This window comes from Dactylosporangium sp. CA-139066, assembly GCF_050936175.1.
Taxonomy (GTDB): Bacteria; Actinomycetota; Actinomycetes; order Mycobacteriales; family Micromonosporaceae; genus Dactylosporangium.
This window is the reverse complement of sequence record NZ_JBNJNH010000002.1, coordinates 2,241,954-2,258,779: the sequence shown is the minus strand read 5'-3', so window position 1 is coordinate 2,258,779 and position 16,826 is coordinate 2,241,954. Positions and strand designations below refer to the sequence as shown.

At 72.5% G+C, this 16,826-nt stretch carries 11 protein-coding genes and 1 pseudogene; 8 read left to right on the top strand and 4 right to left on the bottom strand.

The features are described 5' to 3' along the window. The first annotated feature begins 122 nt into the window (after window positions 1-122). Window positions 123-1,064 carry a DUF7144 family membrane protein gene (locus tag ACQEVU_RS55205; RefSeq protein ID WP_433339233.1) on the top strand — a complete coding sequence of 314 codons (942 nt, stop codon included), beginning with the start codon at window positions 123-125 and terminating at the stop codon, window positions 1,062-1,064. 622 nt (window positions 1,065-1,686) lie between these two features. On the opposite strand, the gene ACQEVU_RS55200 is transcribed toward ACQEVU_RS55205, so the two are convergent. Together ACQEVU_RS55200 and ACQEVU_RS55195 are read right to left on the bottom strand one after the other, a co-directional pair. Further along, window positions 1,687-4,242 (bottom strand): LuxR C-terminal-related transcriptional regulator, encoded by a 2,556-nt coding sequence (locus ACQEVU_RS55200; RefSeq protein ID WP_433339772.1) that lies wholly within the window; start codon window positions 4,240-4,242, stop codon window positions 1,687-1,689. Window positions 4,243-4,432: 190 nt separating this feature from the next. Beyond that, a complete protein-coding gene (locus ACQEVU_RS55195; RefSeq protein WP_433339771.1) occupies window positions 4,433-5,296 on the bottom strand; it encodes a formylglycine-generating enzyme family protein in 864 nt (287 codons plus the stop codon). A 302-nt stretch (window positions 5,297-5,598) separates the two neighbouring features. Between ACQEVU_RS55195 and ACQEVU_RS55190 the strand changes: the two genes are divergently transcribed. Then, window positions 5,599-6,300, top strand: coding sequence for a DUF7144 family membrane protein (locus tag ACQEVU_RS55190; RefSeq protein ID WP_433339231.1), 702 nt, complete (start codon window positions 5,599-5,601; stop codon window positions 6,298-6,300). 459 nt (window positions 6,301-6,759) lie between these two features. On the opposite strand, the gene ACQEVU_RS55185 is transcribed toward ACQEVU_RS55190, so the two are convergent. Then, window positions 6,760-7,743: a cation diffusion facilitator family transporter gene (locus ACQEVU_RS55185; protein WP_433339229.1), complete on the bottom strand. Its 984-nt coding sequence runs from the start codon at window positions 7,741-7,743 to the stop codon at window positions 6,760-6,762. A gap of 465 nt (window positions 7,744-8,208) precedes the next feature. Then, entirely contained in the window at window positions 8,209-8,850 is a 642-nt protein-coding gene (locus ACQEVU_RS55180) for a hypothetical protein (RefSeq protein ID WP_433339227.1), read from the bottom strand. A 379-nt stretch (window positions 8,851-9,229) separates the two neighbouring features. On the opposite strand from ACQEVU_RS55180, the gene ACQEVU_RS55175 reads away from it, so the two are divergent. From ACQEVU_RS55175 to ACQEVU_RS55150, 6 genes and pseudogenes are all read left to right on the top strand, one after another. Further along, the gene (locus ACQEVU_RS55175) at window positions 9,230-11,734 is read left to right on the top strand and encodes a LuxR C-terminal-related transcriptional regulator (protein WP_433339225.1); all 2,505 of its coding nucleotides are present in this window, start codon (window positions 9,230-9,232) and stop codon (window positions 11,732-11,734) included. Beyond that, window positions 11,731-12,210 (top strand): hypothetical protein, encoded by a 480-nt coding sequence (locus tag ACQEVU_RS55170; RefSeq protein WP_433339223.1) that lies wholly within the window; start codon window positions 11,731-11,733, stop codon window positions 12,208-12,210. Before ACQEVU_RS55175 ends, ACQEVU_RS55170 begins: the two co-directional genes overlap by 4 nt. Before the next feature lie 90 nt (window positions 12,211-12,300). Next, on the top strand, window positions 12,301-13,140 hold the full coding sequence (locus ACQEVU_RS55165) for a hypothetical protein (protein WP_433339221.1): 840 nt from the start codon (window positions 12,301-12,303) through the stop codon (window positions 13,138-13,140). A 17-nt stretch (window positions 13,141-13,157) separates the two neighbouring features. Continuing rightward, window positions 13,158-14,702, top strand: a complete 1,545-nt coding sequence (locus tag ACQEVU_RS55160; protein WP_433339219.1) for a hypothetical protein — start codon at window positions 13,158-13,160, stop codon at window positions 14,700-14,702. Between the two features lie 23 nt (window positions 14,703-14,725). Then, on the top strand, window positions 14,726-16,471 hold the full coding sequence (locus ACQEVU_RS55155) for a potassium channel family protein (protein ID WP_433339217.1): 1,746 nt from the start codon (window positions 14,726-14,728) through the stop codon (window positions 16,469-16,471). Window positions 16,472-16,506: 35 nt separating this feature from the next. Next, window positions 16,507-16,665, top strand: a pseudogene (locus ACQEVU_RS55150) (trehalase-like domain-containing protein); the annotation flags it as partial. Window positions 16,666-16,826 lie beyond the last annotated feature (161 nt).

The window sequence follows — 16,826 nt, the reverse complement described above, 5'->3', positions numbered from 1 at the left end:
TCCGGGGGGAACAAGTAACGGGGGATATAGGCCGTGCCGGTCTTTCGGTTTTGACCGGGGACCGGCACGGCCTCACGCATTTACGGCGCCTTAGAGCACGATTCAAGGGAGAAGACGGGCGGATGCGGGTGAAGGAATTTCGGACGTTCGGCACGACGATGCTCACACTGGTGGGCACGCTGAACGTCTCGCAGGGGCTGCTGGTGGCTTTCGCCAGCGGCGGGGTCGGCTTCGACCGCGACGACGTGGCGTTCACCAACGCCGGCACCTGGGCCGCGGCCACGGTGACGCTGGGTGTGCTGCTCGGGGTCACCGGCTTCGCGCTGCGCGCCCGTAAACCCAGTGCCAAGCTGGCCGCGGTGAGCGTCGTGGCCCTGCACGCGATCTCGCAGCTGGCCATGCTCCGGGCGTACCCGGCGTGGTCGTTGCTGATGGTCACGCTGGACGTGATCATTTTGTTCATCCTGACGGTACCGCGGGGCAGCGTCGTCGCCGCCGAGGACCTCGAGCCGGAGCGGCCCGCCCGCCCGGCCCCGACGGCAAAGCTGGCCCTGCGCCGCAACAGCCGCTCGAACGCGTACCGCGGCCGCCACAAGCTCGGCCGCCCGGTGGTCCGCCACAGCGCCGAGCTCAACGACATCATCATGATCGACCTGATGGTCGACCCGGATGAGCAGCCCGCCGTGCCCGTCCCCGCCCCGCCCGCCGACCGGCCGCTGTCCGGCCTGTCGATGCAGGACACGGTCATCGTCCCGGCCACGGTCGGCGCCCCGGTCAACTCGGCCCTGGGCGAGGAGACGGTCGAGGCGGAACTGGTCGAGCTCATCGGCGAGCACCCGCAGGTGTGGGTCCGCGCCATCGGCCAGGCAACGGTGCCGGCGTCGGCCGACGAGCCGGTGGTGCCCGTGCAGCGGGCTTCGCTGGAGTCGCTCGATCCGCTGATTGATCCGCTTCCGCTGGTTCTGGCCGGGGAGGCGGCGATCGCCAAGGCGGCTACCGGGGACGGGGAATCGGAAGTTGTGGAGCTGGCGGCTATTGGTGCGCGGCCTTATGTGAACCGCTGAGAGCTACCCACCCCGCCGGGAGCGGCGGCGTCCCTTTTGGGGGCGCCGCCGCTTCGTTTTGGTTGCGGTTTTCGTTGCGCTTCGCGCGCTGCCTTGGGGTCCGAAAATTAGCCTGGCGCTCGCTTCGCTCGGGCGCGGGCGGGGGGTTCCACCCCGCACCCCCCATGGCCGCTGCGCGGCCACTTTTGTTGCGCTTCGCGCCCCTGGCGTCCGCGCGCGGTCGCTTGTCGCGCTTCGCGCGGTGACTGGGGTTTTTTGTTGCGCTTCGCGCGCTACCTTGCGGTCCGAAAGTTAGCCTGGCGCTCGCTTCGCTCGGGCGCGGGCGGGGGGTTCCCACCCCGCACCCCCCATGGCCGCTGCGCGGCCACCCTTGTCGCGCTTCGCGCCCCTGGCGTCCACGCGTGGTTTCTCGTAGCGCTTCGCGCGGTGGCTGGGGTTGCTCGTCGCGCTTCGCGCCGTAGGCGCGGTCTCTTGTTGCGCTTCGCGCAGTGGGCGCGGTCTCTCGTCGCGCTTCGCGACGTGGGCGCGGGGTCTCGTTCGCGCCGTAGGCGCGCTTTACGCAGAAAGGAGCGCGGCCCGGGCTGAGGGTCGCGCTCCCTAGTGCGTTTGGCGGTGGGCGGCGTTACAGCAGATTGAGCTCACGGGCGCGCTCGATCACCTCCCGCCGGCGGCCGACGCCGAGCTTGCGGTAGATGTTCTTCATGTGGGTCTTCACCGTGTTGACCGAGACGTACAGCATGGACGCGATCTCGCCGGCCGACAGCGTGCCCTGCAGGTAGCGCAGGACGGCCAACTCCCGTTCCGTCAAGGGTTCGGCCAGCTCGCCCGCCGCGGCGGCCGGGCGGCCGAAGCCGTTGAGCTCCTGGGCTATGTCCTCGGCCAGGCCGCGGTAGCCGCTGCCGGCCGGGAGGTACGTCACCAGGAGCTCGCGGACGGGCTGGCCGCCCGCGACGAAGGGCCAGCGGATCGACTCGTCGTCGGAGAACCGTAGCGCCTGCTCCAGCGCGCGGCCGGCCTTCGAGCGGTCGCCCAGGGCCCGCAGAGCCCGGGCGCTGGTCAGGTTCGCGTCGACCGTCCACACCAGGGATCCCGTTGTGGGTTCCAAATATGGTTGTACGGCACCCAGCGCGGCCGCGGGACGGCGCTCGGCCAGGTGGGTCTTCGCGCGGACCACGCCGAGCCAGGGAGCCAGCATCTCGACCGGCTCGATCGTGAGCAGGCGCTTGGCGGCCTCCACGTCGCCGGCCGCCAGGCGGAGCTCCGCCTCGGCGAGGGTGACGCAGTGTTGCATGCGCGGCGTGTACCGCCAGTCGGCCAGCTGCCGGCGGATCGCCGACAGCTCCGTGCACGCCGACCTCGCGTCGCCGGCGGCCGCGCGGATGTGGGCGCGGGTCATGGTCGCCACGGCGACCAGCGCCGGGTCGGCCAGGCCGCCGCCGTCCAGCGCGCGATCGAGGTAGTGCTCGGCGGCGCGGACCCGGGCCTGCAGGTAGCAGACCTCGGCGACCGTGAGCTGAGCCCACACCACGTCGCTGCCCTGGGTCTGGCCCTCGCGGTCGGCCAGCGCCAGGGTCTCCTTGCCGTAGCGCATCGCGGCGGTCAGCCGGCCCCTCGTCGCGTTCAGCTGGGCCAGCTGGCGCAGCGCGGCGAGCTGGGACTGCACGCCGCCGCAGCGACGAGCCAAGTTGAGCGACTCGTGCAGAGCGTGCTCGGCCGCCGCCAGGTCGCCCTGGATGAGGCGCGCGCCGCCGACGGCGACGAGGGCCAGCGCCCGCATGCGGGCGGCGTCCTGGTCGTCGAGGCCGGTGTCCTCCCTCAGCAGGAGCGGGGCTGTCGCGAGTACCAACTCCGGCTTCTGGCTTTGATGCGCCTCCGCCATCCGAAAGCTGTCCACGATCGGGCGCAGAGCCGCGCGAGCCGAGTCGACGAGTGTGTGCTGGGATCGGTCGACCAGGTGCAGGAACGTCTCCGTGCCCTGCGGGTCGCTGGCGTCCAGTCGCTCGGCCGCGAACGCCAGGGCCAGCTTCGGGTCGTTGCGCACCTCCTGCGGAGGCGGCGGCACGAGCTCCTTGATGGTGCGCATCCGGGCGCCGGGCACCAGCTCCTGCCAGCTCGCGGCCAGCAGGTCCGAGGCCTGGCTCCAGTTGCGCGCCGCGAGCGCGTGGCGCAGCGCGTCGGCCGGCTGGTCGTGCGCGGCGAACCAGTCCGCCGCGCGGCGGTGCAACTGGCGCACCTGTTCGGGCCGGCGGTGGCGCAGCTCGTCGTACAGCATCAGCCCGAAGAGCGGGTGACACCGGTACATCCCGGCATTCCCGCTGCCCTGCACCACGAAGAGGTTCGAGTGCTCGAGCTGGCCCAGGATGCGGGCGCCGTCGACGCGGCCCGTGAGCGCCTCCACGAGCTCGGCGCTGACCTGGTCGAGGACCGACGTGCACAGGACGACTTCGCGGACGTCCTCCGGCAGCGTGTCGAAGACCTCGCCGACCAGGTACTCCCCCAGTGCCCGGTCCTGCAGCGCGAACCGCGGCACGAGGCTGTCCGGCTCCGGGTGACCCTGCACCGCGAGCGCGGCCAGGCGCAGGCCCGCGGCCCACCCCTTCATCACCGCGTGCAACTCGACCAGCGCCGACTCGGCGAGCCGGACGCCGTGCGCGTTGAGCATCTGCGCGGTCTCGTCGAGGGTGAACCCGAGCGGCCCGGTCCGCAGTTCGCTCAGCGCGCCGCGGATCCGGAAGCGGTACAGCGTGAGCGCCGGATCGGTGCGGCACGCGATGATGAGACGCAGGCGTTCACCCGCCTGGGAAAGCAGCGTCTCGAGTTCCCCCCACACGCGTGGCACCGAGAGCTCCTGCAGATCGTCCAGGACCAGCACGACCGGCGGACCGGTCCGGCGCAGCAGGGTGACAAGCTGATCCAGCGCCTCACCCGGCCCCTCGCCCTCCTCACCCGCCACCGGTGCCTCGCCGGCCCCCTGTGTTACGGCGTCGAGCACGTGGTCCCAAAAACGTGGGCCGTGGTGCGCTTCAACCGTCAACCACGCCAGCGGCCAGGGCGCTCGCCCCGCCGCCACCCACTCGGCCAGCAGGGTGGTCTTGCCCCACCCCGCCGGAGCGGAAATCAATGTCAAAGGCCCCGCCACGGCACGATCAAGTGCGTCCAGAAGACGCGGTCGTGGCACGTGATAGCGGGGCGGCTCGGGCACTGCGAGTTGCAGTGCGGGACGGGTGATGGTGTCAACGAGCGTTTTCTGCCCCAACGTTTTTCGCCCCCTCCCACCCACCGCAGCACGGCGGATGACCACGGGATTGTGAGGCGACAAAAGGTGATGTCGCCTCACCCGTAGGGGGTGAACAAATGACAGTGCGTGGTCACCCCGCTTGTGGGGATTGACGCCTCACACATCGAAAGCCCACGTGACAACTGCCGTTGTCGATCGCCTCGGGCTGGCGGGCCGCCGGCCGGAACCGGTGGTCGTACCCCGGTGAGCACAGGTACGAGCCGCCCTTCACCACCCGGCTGGCGAACACCGTAGCCCCGGGGGGCGTGTCCACACGCGGGTTCTCGGGGATCTCACCCTCGACCTCATCGAACCGCGCGCTGCCGGAACGATAGTAGTCCGACGTCCATTCCCACACGTTCCCGACGACGTCGAACAGTCCGTAGGCGTTGGCCGCGAACGCGCCGACCGGGCTGGTGCCGTGGCCGTCCTCGCTGCGGTCCAGCCAGGGAAATATCCCCGTCCAGATGTTCGCGCGGCCCGGTTCGGGCTCGTCGCCCCAAGGGTAGGGAGCGCCGTCCAGGCCGCCGCGGGCCGCGAACTCCCACTCGGCCTCCGTGGGCAGGTCCTTGCCGGCCCAGCTGGCGTACGCCTTCGCGTCCTCGTACGCCACATGCACCACCGGGTGCGCGGACCGCCGGCAGACGTCGGAGCCCGGCCCGAACGGCTGGCGCCAGTTCGCGCCCGGCCGCAGCTCCCACCACACGCGCCAGTCCCGCAGGGGCACCGGCCCCGGCGGCTGCACGAACACCATCGAGCCCGGCGGGCCCTGGTCGGTGGGGCGTTCGGCGACCGTCTCGTAGCCGGTCTCCTGCACGAACAGGGCAAACTCGGCGTTCGTCACCGGATGCGAGTCGATCCAGAAGCCATCGACCGCGACCTTGCGGACGGGCGCCTCTTCCGGATAAAAGCCCTCGGCACCCATGGCGAAGGTGCCACCGGGGATCCAGGCCATCTCCACGAGCGCATTGTGCGAACGGCCGCGGGTGACTAGTCCTCACCCGCCCTGGGTGAGGGCCGCCAGGACCGGCACGGAGCCATTCACACCCCCGGGGTGATGCCCGATCATCCGGCCCGGCCGAACGATCGCATCCAAAAGCACCGGTACAACGCATTTGCGAGGGAGGGAGGCAGCCACACGAGTTTCGCCGGATGCGGCCGCGGCGCCTCCTCTCTTGTCCGCCGCGGCCGATCGGCGAACCGGTGACCCTCCCCGGAATTTGTCGTCACCTTCGATCTATGGGAAGGGAGACAGGGATGGCTGAGACCGGTATGACGCGCCGCAGCGGCGCCTGGTCGGGCTGGGTCAGCTTCGCGGCGGTCCTGCTGACCGTGCTGGGGGTGCTGAACATCCTCGAGGGCCTCGTCGCGCTGATCCGCCGGCAGGTGGCGTTCATCGACGGCGACAGCCTCGTCGTCGTGGACGTGGCCGGCCTGGGCGTGGTGATGGTCGTTTTCGGCGCACTGCTCACCCTCGCCGGCATCGGGCTGTTCGCACGCAACCCGGTGGCGCGCGTCGCCGCGATCGTGATCGTGGCGCTGCACGCGCTGGCCCAGATCGGCTCGCTCGGCGCGTACCCGGTGTGGTCCCTGCTGATGATCGCCCTCGACGTGATCGTCATCTACGCGCTGACCGTGCACTGGGCGCCGCTCGAGCCCGCGCTGCCGCCGCCGCCGACCGGCGGGGTACACCGGGCCGACCGCGACCAGCAGGCCGCGGCGTTCCCCATGAACCCACCGCGCCCGGGCGCGCACGCCGCGGACTCCGCCCCCGAAATGCCGGAACGGGCGGCACCTTCGGCGGACTATGCGGATTATCAGGGGCAGCGGCGCAGCGAGAACCAGGGGTCAGGGGAGTCTGGCGCCCCGAACGCCGGGCCGTACCCGCCGGGGCGCGGCACCAACTCGCCCGCCCACTCCTCCGCTCCGACGTCGGGTCACGGTACCGGGGCGATCTAGCCGATAACGCGAAAAGTCCGGCGACTGCGTCGCCGGACTTTTTTCTGTCTGTGCGCGCGGCTGCCCACGACGGCGCGTCTCGACGCGACTCGAGCTCGCCCACGCCCTGCTGGCCCGGACCCGCTGCGCGGCATCGCCCGGATCGCGCCCAAGGAGCACGACCGCGCGATCAACGCGACTCGAGCTCGCCCACGCCCTCCTGGCCCGGACCCGCTGCGCGGCATCGCCCGGATCGCACCCAAGGAGCACGACCGCGCGATCAACGCGACTCGAGCTCGCCCACGCCCTCCTGGCCCGGGCCCGCTGCGCGGCATCGCCCGGATCGTGTCCAAGGAGGTCGACCCGCAAAACGATAAGTCGGGCACTTCGTGCCACGACTTATCGGATTTTTCGCCTGTCAGGGTATAAATCCGATAAGTCCGGCACGGAGTGCCGGACTTATCGCGCCAAAGCCGGCAATCAGGCCGACCGGTGGTGGTGATCCAGCGAGGCGTGGACCTGCGAGCCCGCGGGATCAGGATGGACCGTGGCCGACGTCAGCCGCGGTACCGCATGCAGCAGCCGATGCTCCGCGTCCACCGCGATCCCATGAGCCTCCGCCAGCGACAGGTCCGGCGCCATCACCAGGTCCGTCTCCGCGTGCAGCCGGTGGCCGATCCAGCGCATCCGCAGCGCCCCGACGCGCTGGACGCCCGGCGTGGACGACAGGGCCTCCTCCGCCCGCGACAGCAGGGACGGGTCGACGGCGTCCATCAGGCGGCGGTACACCTCGCGGGCCGCGTCCTTCAGCACGAACAGGATCGCCAGCGTGATGAGCAGCCCGACCAGCGGGTCCGCCCACGGCCACCCGACGGCCACGCCGCCGGCGCCCAGCAGCACCGCCAGCGACGTCAGGCCGTCCGTGCGGGCGTGCAGGCCGTCCGCCACCAGCGCGGCCGAGCCGATCCGGCGGCCCGCCCGGATGCGCATGCGGGCCACGAGCTCGTTGCCGGCGAAGCCGATCACCGCGGCGGCCGCGACGAACGGCAGGCGCGTGACCGTGGCCGGGTGCAGGAGGCGGTCCACGGCGGCGTAGGCGGCCAGGCCGGCCGAGGCGGCGATGGTCAGCACGATCGCGATGCCGGCCAGGTCCTCGGCGCGGCCATAACCATAGGTGTACCGGCGGTTCGCGGGACGGCGGCCGAGGACGAAGGCCACCCCCAGCGGTACCGCCGTCAGCGCATCGGCGACGTTGTGCAGCGTGTCGCCGAGCAGGGCCACCGAGCCGGACCACCAGGCGACCAGGGCCTGCAGGGCGGCGGTGACGCCGAGGACGGCCAGGGAGAGCCAGAGCACCCGGATGCCCTCGCGGGAGCCCTCCATCGCCGGGTCGACCTTGGCGGCGGCGTCGTGGGAGTGCGGCACGAGGAGATGGTGCAGGCGGTGCATCAGCGAGGACGCCATGAGACCAGGGTCCCAGAAAGAGTGCGGATACGCTGCGGCGCCGGCGCGGGCCTGGGAGCGCGCCGGCGCCACAGCGCCGTCCTGGTGGAGCAGGAACGTTCTAGAAGGTGACTTGCGATGGGTGGGCGGCCTCCTCCGGATCAGCCGCCCACCCATCGGCTCCCGCCGCCCTCGCTGAAGGTCGGCCGGTGCTCAGGACGCGGGCCATGTTCACCGCTGACTCCTGGACCGTTGAGTACCCCCTGCTCAACGGTTTTCACCGAACGGCCCAGCTGGGTCCGTCGCGCCGGGGACCACCGACGACGCGACGCCCGCGGCTGGCGGGACCGGACGAACCACATGGCACAGCGCAGCAGTCGCTGTCCCCGATCCGTCCGTCGCTTGCCTTGTCACGTAAGGAATCCTGTCTTCAACCGGAGTGATCCGTCGTCACCCGGCCCGGGTGATCCACCTGCCTGATCGACATCATGCGGACGACAGGTTGGCCATCTCCTTCTCGGCCATCTCCACCTCGGCGAGCAGCCTGGTGTGCTCGGCGATGAGCGCGTCGAGCAGCCGGCGGGTCACCTGCACGCTGTCGTTGCCGACGGAGCGCGTGGTGGCCAGCAGGTTCTCGGCCGCCTCGCGCTGGCGCTGGCGGCGGGCGTCCCACTGGGCGCGCCGGTTCGCCTCGACGCGGGCCTCCTCGGCGCGACGCTGCTTCAGGGATTCCTGGAATTCGTGCATCGTGTCCTCGGCGTGCTTGCGGGCGTCGGCCAGCAGCGCCTCGCCGGCCACGCGGGCGTGGTCGAGATCCTGCTGGGCCTGCAAGCGCAGGGCACCGGCCTCTTCCTCGGCCAGGTCGATGATCTTCTGGATCCGGTCGCCGACGACCTTCGAGGTCTCTCCGCCGCAGGTGCACTTCTTGAGCTCGGCGCCGAGCCGCTCCGCACGGCCGGCGAGCTGCTGTTCGCGGTAGCGGGCCGCGGCGAGCTCGGTCTCCGCCGTCGTGAGGCGCATCTGCAACGTGGCGACGTACCGATCGACCTGGGCGCGATGGTAGCCCCGCAGGCTCAGTTCGAACCCGTTCTCGGGGCGCAGCTCGATCTCGCCCGCAACCGCGCTCATCCTGGCTCATCCCCTCCCCGCCCGTCCCGCGACGGGCGATAGCCGGAACGCTGCCGATGACAGTGGTGACCACGCTTCACCCTTTCCGGGTGAGCCTTCGGCGCCCGGCGCGGCGGTGCAATGGTGTCGATGGAACCGTTGGCACGTAAGGGAAATCGGCGTGCCAAGGGCCGGCAGACCACCCAGCCTGGGTGAGGCGGCGCAGCGTGCGGCGATGGTTTGCTCGTCACGTTTGACCCGGATGAAAGACAAAGCGAAAACCAGGCCGGGAAAGCGATTTCGGGGGGCACGGGTGTCACAAGCGTTGGTACAGCAGGAACGTCGCGGATTCTCGCCACCGCCGTCATTGGCGGTCCCGGATCTGCCACCGGGCTATGTGATGCGGGAGCGGGTGGTCGCCCAGCTGGACGCCGCAGTGCGCTCGCCGCTGACCCTCGTGACCGCGCCGGCCGGCTGGGGCAAGACGGCTGCGCTGGTCGCGTGGGCTCGCACGGTGCGCATCGGCGACAGCAGCGAGGCGCCGGTGGTGCGGTGGGTGACGTCGCACTCCGAGCACGGCGCGGACGTCCCGGGCCAGCTGCTCGGCGCGCTGTCGACGCACACCGAGAAGAGCGACGGCGACGACCTGCTGCGGGCGGTCGACTCGCTGCAGCAGCCGCACGTCGTGGTCGTCGACGACGTCCGCGAGATCAGCGACCCGGACGCGCTGGCGCAGCTGGAGGCGCTGGTACGCCACGGCATGGGCCGGCTGCGGCTGGTGCTGTCCTGCCGGCGGGACCCGTCATTGCCGCTGTACCGCTGGCGCGTCAACGGCTCGCTGACCGAGATGCGCACGAACGACCTGTCGCTGACGATCGCCGAGACGGCGGCGCTGCTGGCGGCGCACGACGTCGTGCTGCCGAGCTCGACGCTGTACGCGCTGCACTCGATCACCGAGGGCTGGCCGGCCGGCGTTCGCCTCGCCGCGATGGCGATGCGCGGGCACCCGGAGCCTGAGCGGGTGCTCGACGACGGCGGCGCGTTCAGCAGCGCGGTCGGGGACTTCCTCACCGGCGAGGTCATCGACTCGCTGCCGCCGGAGACGCGGCGGCTGCTGCTGGAGACCGCGATCGCGCCTCGCCTGAACGCCGGCCTGGTCGAGGCGATCACCGGGCGCGACGACGGCGCCCGGGTGCTCGCCGAGCTCAAGGGCTCCAACGCGTTCCTGACCCGCAACGCGGGCCCCGGCGGCTGGTACCGCTTCCACCCCCTCTTCGCCCGCACCCTGCACGCCGAGCTGCTGCGCCGCAGCCCGGAGCGGGTCGCCGACCTGCACCGGCGGGCGGCCGCGTGGCACAACACGTACGGCATCCCGGCCGAGGCCCTGCGCCACTCGCTGCTGGCCGAGGACTGGGCCGGCGCGGTCGAGACGCTGGAGCGCAGCTGGCCCGACATCGTCGGCGGCGTGCGCTTCGACCGGCCGCACGAGGCCGCGCCGCACGCGCCGGCGTCGGAGGAGAACACCGACCCGCGGCTGCCGCTCGCGTTCGCGGCCGAGCGGCTGCGGGTGGGCGACCTGGAGGGCGCCCGCGACTTCCTGCGCCGCTGCGGCGGGGACCGCACGACGCCGATCTTCCGCGCGTTCACGGCCGCCGAGGCGTGGCTGGCCGGCGACCCGCGCCGCATGATCTCCGAGATGTCCGAAATATCAGCCAAAGTCGATGTAAGTGCCAATGACGAGGCACGGGCGCTGACCCTGCTCGACGAGGGCGAGGCCCGGCTGCGCCTCGGCGAGCTGGGCGCGGCCGGCGCGCCGCTGCACGGCGCGCTCGTGCTCGCCCAGCGGGCCGGCATGGCCCAGGCCCAGGTCTGCGCGGCCGCCCAGCTCGCCGTGCTCGAGTCGCTGCGGGGCCGCCTGCGCGCCGCCGCCCGGCTCGGCCGCCAGGCGCTGGTGACCGCCGACCGGTTCGGCATCACCGACGCGACCGACCTCGGCTGGGTACGCATGGCCCTGGCCGGCGTCTACGGCGAGTGGGACCGCATCGCGGAGGCCGACCGCCTGCTCGACGAGGCCCTCGACCTCGCCGCCGGCGACCCCGACCTGCTGGTTTCCATCGCGACGGTACGCGCGAAGCTGCGCCACGGCTCGGGCCGGCTCGCCGCCGCCCTCGAGGTGCTGCACACCGCCCGCCGCGAGCTGGGCGGCGCGCCACTGGCCCCCACCGTCGAGCGCTCGCTCGCGCTGACCGAGGCCGAGCTGCGCATCAGCGGCGGCGACCTCGGCGCGGCCCGGCGGCTCGTGGCCACCGGCGGCGACCCGGACGTCTTCCCCGGCTGGGCCGCCTGCGTCGACGCCTCGGCGGCGCTCATCGAGGGCAAGGCGGCCGCCGCGGCGACGACCGCGGCGCAGTTCGCCACGCCGTCGGTGGACAACGCGCTGACGTGGACCGTGCAGGCGGCCATCCTCACCAGCCTCGCCGGGCGCGCGCTCGGCGACCGCAACCGCGTGCTGCGCGGCCTCGAGGTGGCGCTGGACATCGCCGAGGAGGAGAGCTTCCGCCGGCCGTTCCTCGTGGGCGGGCACCCGGTGCGCGACCTGCTCGCGAACTTCGCGCCACTGCTGCCGGTCTACCATCCGCTCGCCGCGGAGCTGGCCGCCGGCTCGTCGCCGCTGGCCGGGGGCTCGCGCAACGGCGGGGACGGCAACCTGGTCGAGCCGCTGACCGAACGTGAGCTGACGGTGCTGCGCTACCTGCAGGGCACCATGTCGAACCTGGAGATCGCCTCCACGCTCTACGTGTCGGTCAACACGGTGAAGACCCACGTGAAGAACATCTACCGCAAGCTGCACGCCGGGCGCCGGCGCGAGGCCGTCGAGCGCGCGCGGGAACTGCGGCTGTTGTGAGCGGACCGTCGCCGGCGACCCTGGTCAAGGCCGTCGACGCCGGCGAGCGGCCAGGTGCCGCGACGGCCGCCACGCACCGGGTCCTGTGGGGAGCGCTGGCGGCCGCGGTCGCCTGGCCCGTGCTGAGCACCTGCGGGGTCGCTCATGCACAGGCCGCGGCGGTGGTCGTCGGACTGCTCACGGTCCTGCCCTGGCTCGGGCCGCTGCTGGGCGTGCTGTTCGCGGGCGTGCTCACCGCATTGGTGCCGCAGCCGTACGCCCCGCTGCTGGGCCTCGCCGCCGCCGCGCTCATCACGCTCGCCGCGGCGCCGGCCCAGCACCCGCCGGGCTGGCTCGGCCCGCTGTCGATCCCGGCGGCCTCAGCGGCGGCGGTGCTGGGCGGGGCGGTGTGGGGCGTGTTCGGTGCGCTCCTGGCACTGGTCCTCGCCAGCATCGCCGCTCACATCCGCAGTCGCTTCCGCGGGGAGAAGCCGTGACCTTCGAGAGGACTTATCGCCCGCCAGGGTATAAATCCGATATGTCGTGGCGACGGAGTCGCCCGACATATCGCCCGGCCCTGCGCCGACATGCTTGAGTACCTGCGCGGGCTCCGGGTCGGGGTGCTGCGGCGGAGCGGGAACGCCGTCGAGCGCAGCCTCGCCGCCGTCGGGGACGAGATGCCGGGCGGGCGCGGCTCCCGGGGTACGACCTCCGGGCCGTTCTGGCCCGTCGACAAGACCATCCATGCGCTCTACGCTGCCGGGCTCACCGCGGCCGCCGCGGTCGCCATCGCGATCAACTGGCTCGCGCCGCCGGCCGTCGTGCGGACGTTCCTGGCGACGGTCGCGGCGACGATGTTCCTGCTCGTCGGGTACATGCTCGTCGCCACGCCGACGCGGCGGGGGCGGGCGATGCGGCGGTACCTCACCGACCCCCGCGACCGGACCGAGTTCGAGGCCGCGGCGGCCAACGCCGACCGGATCCAGCTGACCTGGCCGGCCCTGGAGCGCCTCGGCGAGCCCGAGGACCCGACGGCGACGCTCGAGCGGGCGCTGTGGCAGCTGGCGCAGGCGCTGGCCGAGCGCGGCGAGCTGCGGGCGGCCGACCGCGACCTGCGGGCCTCGGTCGGCGACCCGATCGGCGCCGGCAGCCTGTTCAGCGCGGTCACCGACCGCCAGGCCGAGATCGCGCAGCGGCTCACCGAGGTAGACGCCGAGGTGCGCCGGCGGGCCGCCCAGCTGCGCAGGCTGTCCGTGCTGTGCCAGGACTTCCTGAACCAGCGCAACGCCCAGGCGCGGGCCCGGATGCGGGTCACGGCGGCCGACGCGCTGCTCGGGTCGCTGCGCTCGCGGCCGGAGCCGGACCTGGTCGAGCGCACGGAGGTGGTGCTCGCCGCATATCGGGAGCTGGCCGACGAATACACCTGATCGGCTACTCTCCCGGGGTGCGACAGAGGCTATTGATCGGGCTCGGGTGCGTGGTGGCGGCGGTCGGGCTGTTCCTGGCCTACCTGCGGATGGCGTGGGCGTTCCCGATCAACGGCGACGGTGCCAGCAACGCCCTGCAGGCGTGGGACATGTTCCACGGCAACCCGCTGCTGAAGGGGTGGGCACTGTCGGACGTGTCGTTCTACCCGACGGAGCTGGTGCAGTACGGGATCGTCCAGTGGTTCACCGGCGTCACCGCGGGCCAGGTGCACGTGACGGCGGCGATCACCTACACGATGATCGTTTTCCTGGCGGCGGTACTCGCAAAAGGCCGGACGTCGGGGCGGGAGGCCTGGCTGCGCGTCGGGGTGGCGGTGGCGATCCTGCTGCTGCCCGTCCCCGGCATCGGCTACCAGACCCTGCTGTCCTCGCCCAACCACACCGGCTCCGCGGTGGCGCTGCTGCTGGCCTGGCTCGTCCTGGACCGCCTGCGCCACCGCGTCTGGGCCCCGGTCCTCATCGCCGTGCTGCTCGGCTGGGGCGCGATGGGCGACCCGCTCGTCACCTTCGTCGGCGCCGCACCGCTCGCCGTCGTCTGCGCCTACCGCGCGCTGCGCTCCCGCGGCGCCGACCGCTGGTACGAGCTGAGCCTCGTCGCCGCGGCCGCCGTCTCGGTCGGCATCTCGCGCGGCTTCCGGCACCTGCTCGACGGGCTCGGGGCGTTCCAGTCGCCGCACCCGCCGATCGAGCTGGCGCCGCTGGCGGACTGGCCGCACCGGGCCTGGATGACCGCCCGGATGCTCGGCGTCATCTTCGGCACGCACCGGCCCGGCTGGCACCCGGCCGCGCTCGAGGTGTTCCTCTCCGCGCTGCACCTGATCGGCTTCCTGGTGGCGCTGGCCGCGTTCGCCGTGACGCTGGTCCGCCTGGTCCGGGGCAGCGCCGACCGGCTCGACGCGGTGCTCATCACGGCCATCGCCTGCGACCTCGGCGCCGAGATCGTCTCGACCATCTCCGTCGATCTCATGGCGGCCCGCGAGATCGCCCCGGTCCTGCCGATGGGCGCCGTCCTCGCCGCCCGCTACGCCGGGCCCTGGCTGAACAGCCACCGGTACCGCAGGGCCGGGCAGGGCGTCCTGGCCGGCGTGCTCGCGGTCTTCCTCGTCACCCTGGTCGTGTACTCCCCGCCGCGGGCCGAGCCGTCGGAGGCCCAGGAGGCCGCCGACTACCTGCGCGCGCAGGGCCTCACGTACGGCCTCGGGGCCTACTGGGCGTCGAACAACATCACCGTCACCACCGAGCGGCGGGTCACCGTCGCGCCCGTGGTCGGCGGTGGTGACCGGCTCGTGCCGTTCTGCTGGCAGTCGAAGGACACGATGTACGACCCGGCCGCCCACGACGCCCGCTTCGTCGTCTTCGAACTGGATCGCCCGTTCTACGGGACGCCGGAGCAGGCCGAGCGCATGTGGGGCGCGCCGGTGGAGCGCCATGACGTCGGGAAATACGCGATTCTGCGGTACAACGTCAATCTTCTGGAAGGATTGCCGCCCCACTGCGGGTAGCAGAGCGTCGATACGATCGTGGCGTGCGCAAGTTCGTCGTCTGGGGTGACAACGCGCTCGCCCGCCGGCTCGTCGGCGAGCTCATCAACACCTACTCCGCCCAGGTCACGGTCATCGTGCCCGACCTGGCCGGCGGCCAGGCACCCGAGATTGCCGACATCCGCGCCGATGACGACCCGGACGAGGCCCCGGTCGTCATCGCCGCCCGGAAGCTGACCCGGGCCGTCTTCGAGGCGGCCGACCTCACCGACGCCGACGCGATCGCGTTCGTCGACACCGACGACGTGGCCAACGTCGACGCCGCCCTCATCGCCCGCGAGGTCGACCCGTCGATCCGGGTCGTGCTGCGGATGTTCAACACGGTCCTCGGCGCCGGCATCGTCAAGCAGCTGTCCAACTGCGCCGTGCTGTCGGCGTCGGAGATCGCCGCGCCCGCATTCCTGGCCGCCGCGCTCGGCGACAGCAACCCGCCGGTCATCCGGCTCTCCGACGGCCAGCAGCTCGTGGCCGTGGACCGGGCCGTGGCCAACCCGACCAACATCCGCTGCGGACTCGCCGTGACCGCCGCCGGCGAGAGCCTGCCGACCGAGGAGGACCGCGCCGACCTGGTGCTGGAGAGCGTCTACGGCCGCCGCACGGCCGAGCCGCGCCGCCGCCGGCGCCGCCACCCGCTGCGCGCGTCCCGGCTGCTGCTCGGCGGCGGGCTGCGCCGCATCCTCGGCGCCGCGGTCGGCGTCCTGGCGCTGGGCACGGTGGCGGTCGCGACCGCGCGCCACGTCGGCCCGTGGAAGGCGATCTACCTGGCCGTGCTGACCGCGCTCGGCGGGGCCAACCCCGACCTGGGCGCCTCCCTGCCGGCCCAGGCGGTCGACGTCGTGCTGGTCGTCGCCGGGGTCGCGCTCATCCCGGCGCTCACCGCCGCCGTCGTCGGCATCGTCGTCAAGGCCCGGCTGGCGATCGCCGCCGGCGGGCTGACCGAGCCGATCTCCGACCACGTGGTCATCGTCGGCCTCGGCAACGTCGGCACCCGCGTGCTGCGCGAGCTCTACGACCTCGGCATCGGCGTCGTCGCCGTCGACCGCGACGACCAGGCCCGCGGCGTGCAGGTCGGCCGCGACCTGGGGCTGCCGGTGATCATCGGCGACGCCACCAACCCCGACACGCTCAAGGCCGCCTCCGTCGGCACCGCCCGCTGCCTGGTCGTCGTCACCACGTCCGATGTGACCAACCTCGAGGCCGCGCTGCTCGGGCGCAACCTGTGGCGCGACCCCGACGACCCCGATCGGCGGCTGCGGGTCGTGCTGCGGCTGTTCGAGGAGGACTTCGCCCGGCGCATCAAGACCGCGTTCGACATCAACCTGTCGCGCAGCGTGTCGTACCTGGCCGCGCCCGCCTTCGCCGCCTCCATGGTCGGCGGCGAGGTGATCGACACGATCCCGGTCGGGCGCCGGGTGCTGCTCGTCGCCGAGGTGCCGGTCGGGGCCGGCTCGCAGCTGGAGGGCCGGTACTTCCGCGACGTCAACGAGGCCGGCAAGGTGCGCCTGGTCGCGGTGCAGACCGGCCGGGCCGGGCTGGGCGTGGGCGTGCAGACGTTCTGGGCGCCGGAGCAGAACCGCTGGCGCACCCTGGACCGCACCCACACCATGGTCGTGGTGGCCACCCGGGCCGGGCTGGAGGCCCTGCTGCGCCTGGCCACGGGCGTGGACAACCCCCCGCCGTTCCACCCGCCGTCGGCGCCGCCCCTCCTCACTCCTCAACCTCGAAGGTGAGGCCGGCCGAGGCGCCCACGCAAGATGCTTGCCGCATGGAACGTGGCTTCCCCCCGGTCGAAGGACACGGGCTCATCGGCGACCTGCAGACCTCCGCGCTCGTCGCCCAGGACGGCACCATCGACTGGTTCCGCGCACCGCGCTTCGACTCCCCCAGCGTCTTCATGACCCCGCGGGGGCGTCGGCGCTGGGGTAATTCGCTGGATCGGGGTCCGGGCCGGCGATAAGCTACCGCTCGGCTGTGGCCTGGATCTAGGGGGTGAGCATCGTGAACGTTGGATCGACATGGGTGCTCCCCATCTCCGTCACGGTCGGGCGACTGCGGTAGGTGCCGCCCGGGAGCGTCTCGAACCCT

What these genes read in the sequence shown, in the direction of transcription:
- ACQEVU_RS55205 (WP_433339233.1), top strand. Translation starts at nt 123, where the DNA reads ATGCGGGTGAAGGAATTTCGGACGTTCGGCACGACGATGCTCACACTG.
- ACQEVU_RS55165 (WP_433339221.1), top strand. Translation starts at nt 12,301, where the DNA reads ATGCTTGAGTACCTGCGCGGGCTCCGGGTCGGGGTGCTGCGGCGGAGC.
- ACQEVU_RS55180 (WP_433339227.1), bottom strand. Translation starts at nt 8,850, where the DNA reads ATGAGCGCGGTTGCGGGCGAGATCGAGCTGCGCCCCGAGAACGGGTTC.
- ACQEVU_RS55190 (WP_433339231.1), top strand. Translation starts at nt 5,599, where the DNA reads ATGGCTGAGACCGGTATGACGCGCCGCAGCGGCGCCTGGTCGGGCTGG.
- ACQEVU_RS55175 (WP_433339225.1), top strand. Translation starts at nt 9,230, where the DNA reads ATGCGGGAGCGGGTGGTCGCCCAGCTGGACGCCGCAGTGCGCTCGCCG.
- ACQEVU_RS55195 (WP_433339771.1), bottom strand. Translation starts at nt 5,296, where the DNA reads ATGGCCTGGATCCCCGGTGGCACCTTCGCCATGGGTGCCGAGGGCTTT.
- ACQEVU_RS55185 (WP_433339229.1), bottom strand. Translation starts at nt 7,743, where the DNA reads ATGGCGTCCTCGCTGATGCACCGCCTGCACCATCTCCTCGTGCCGCAC.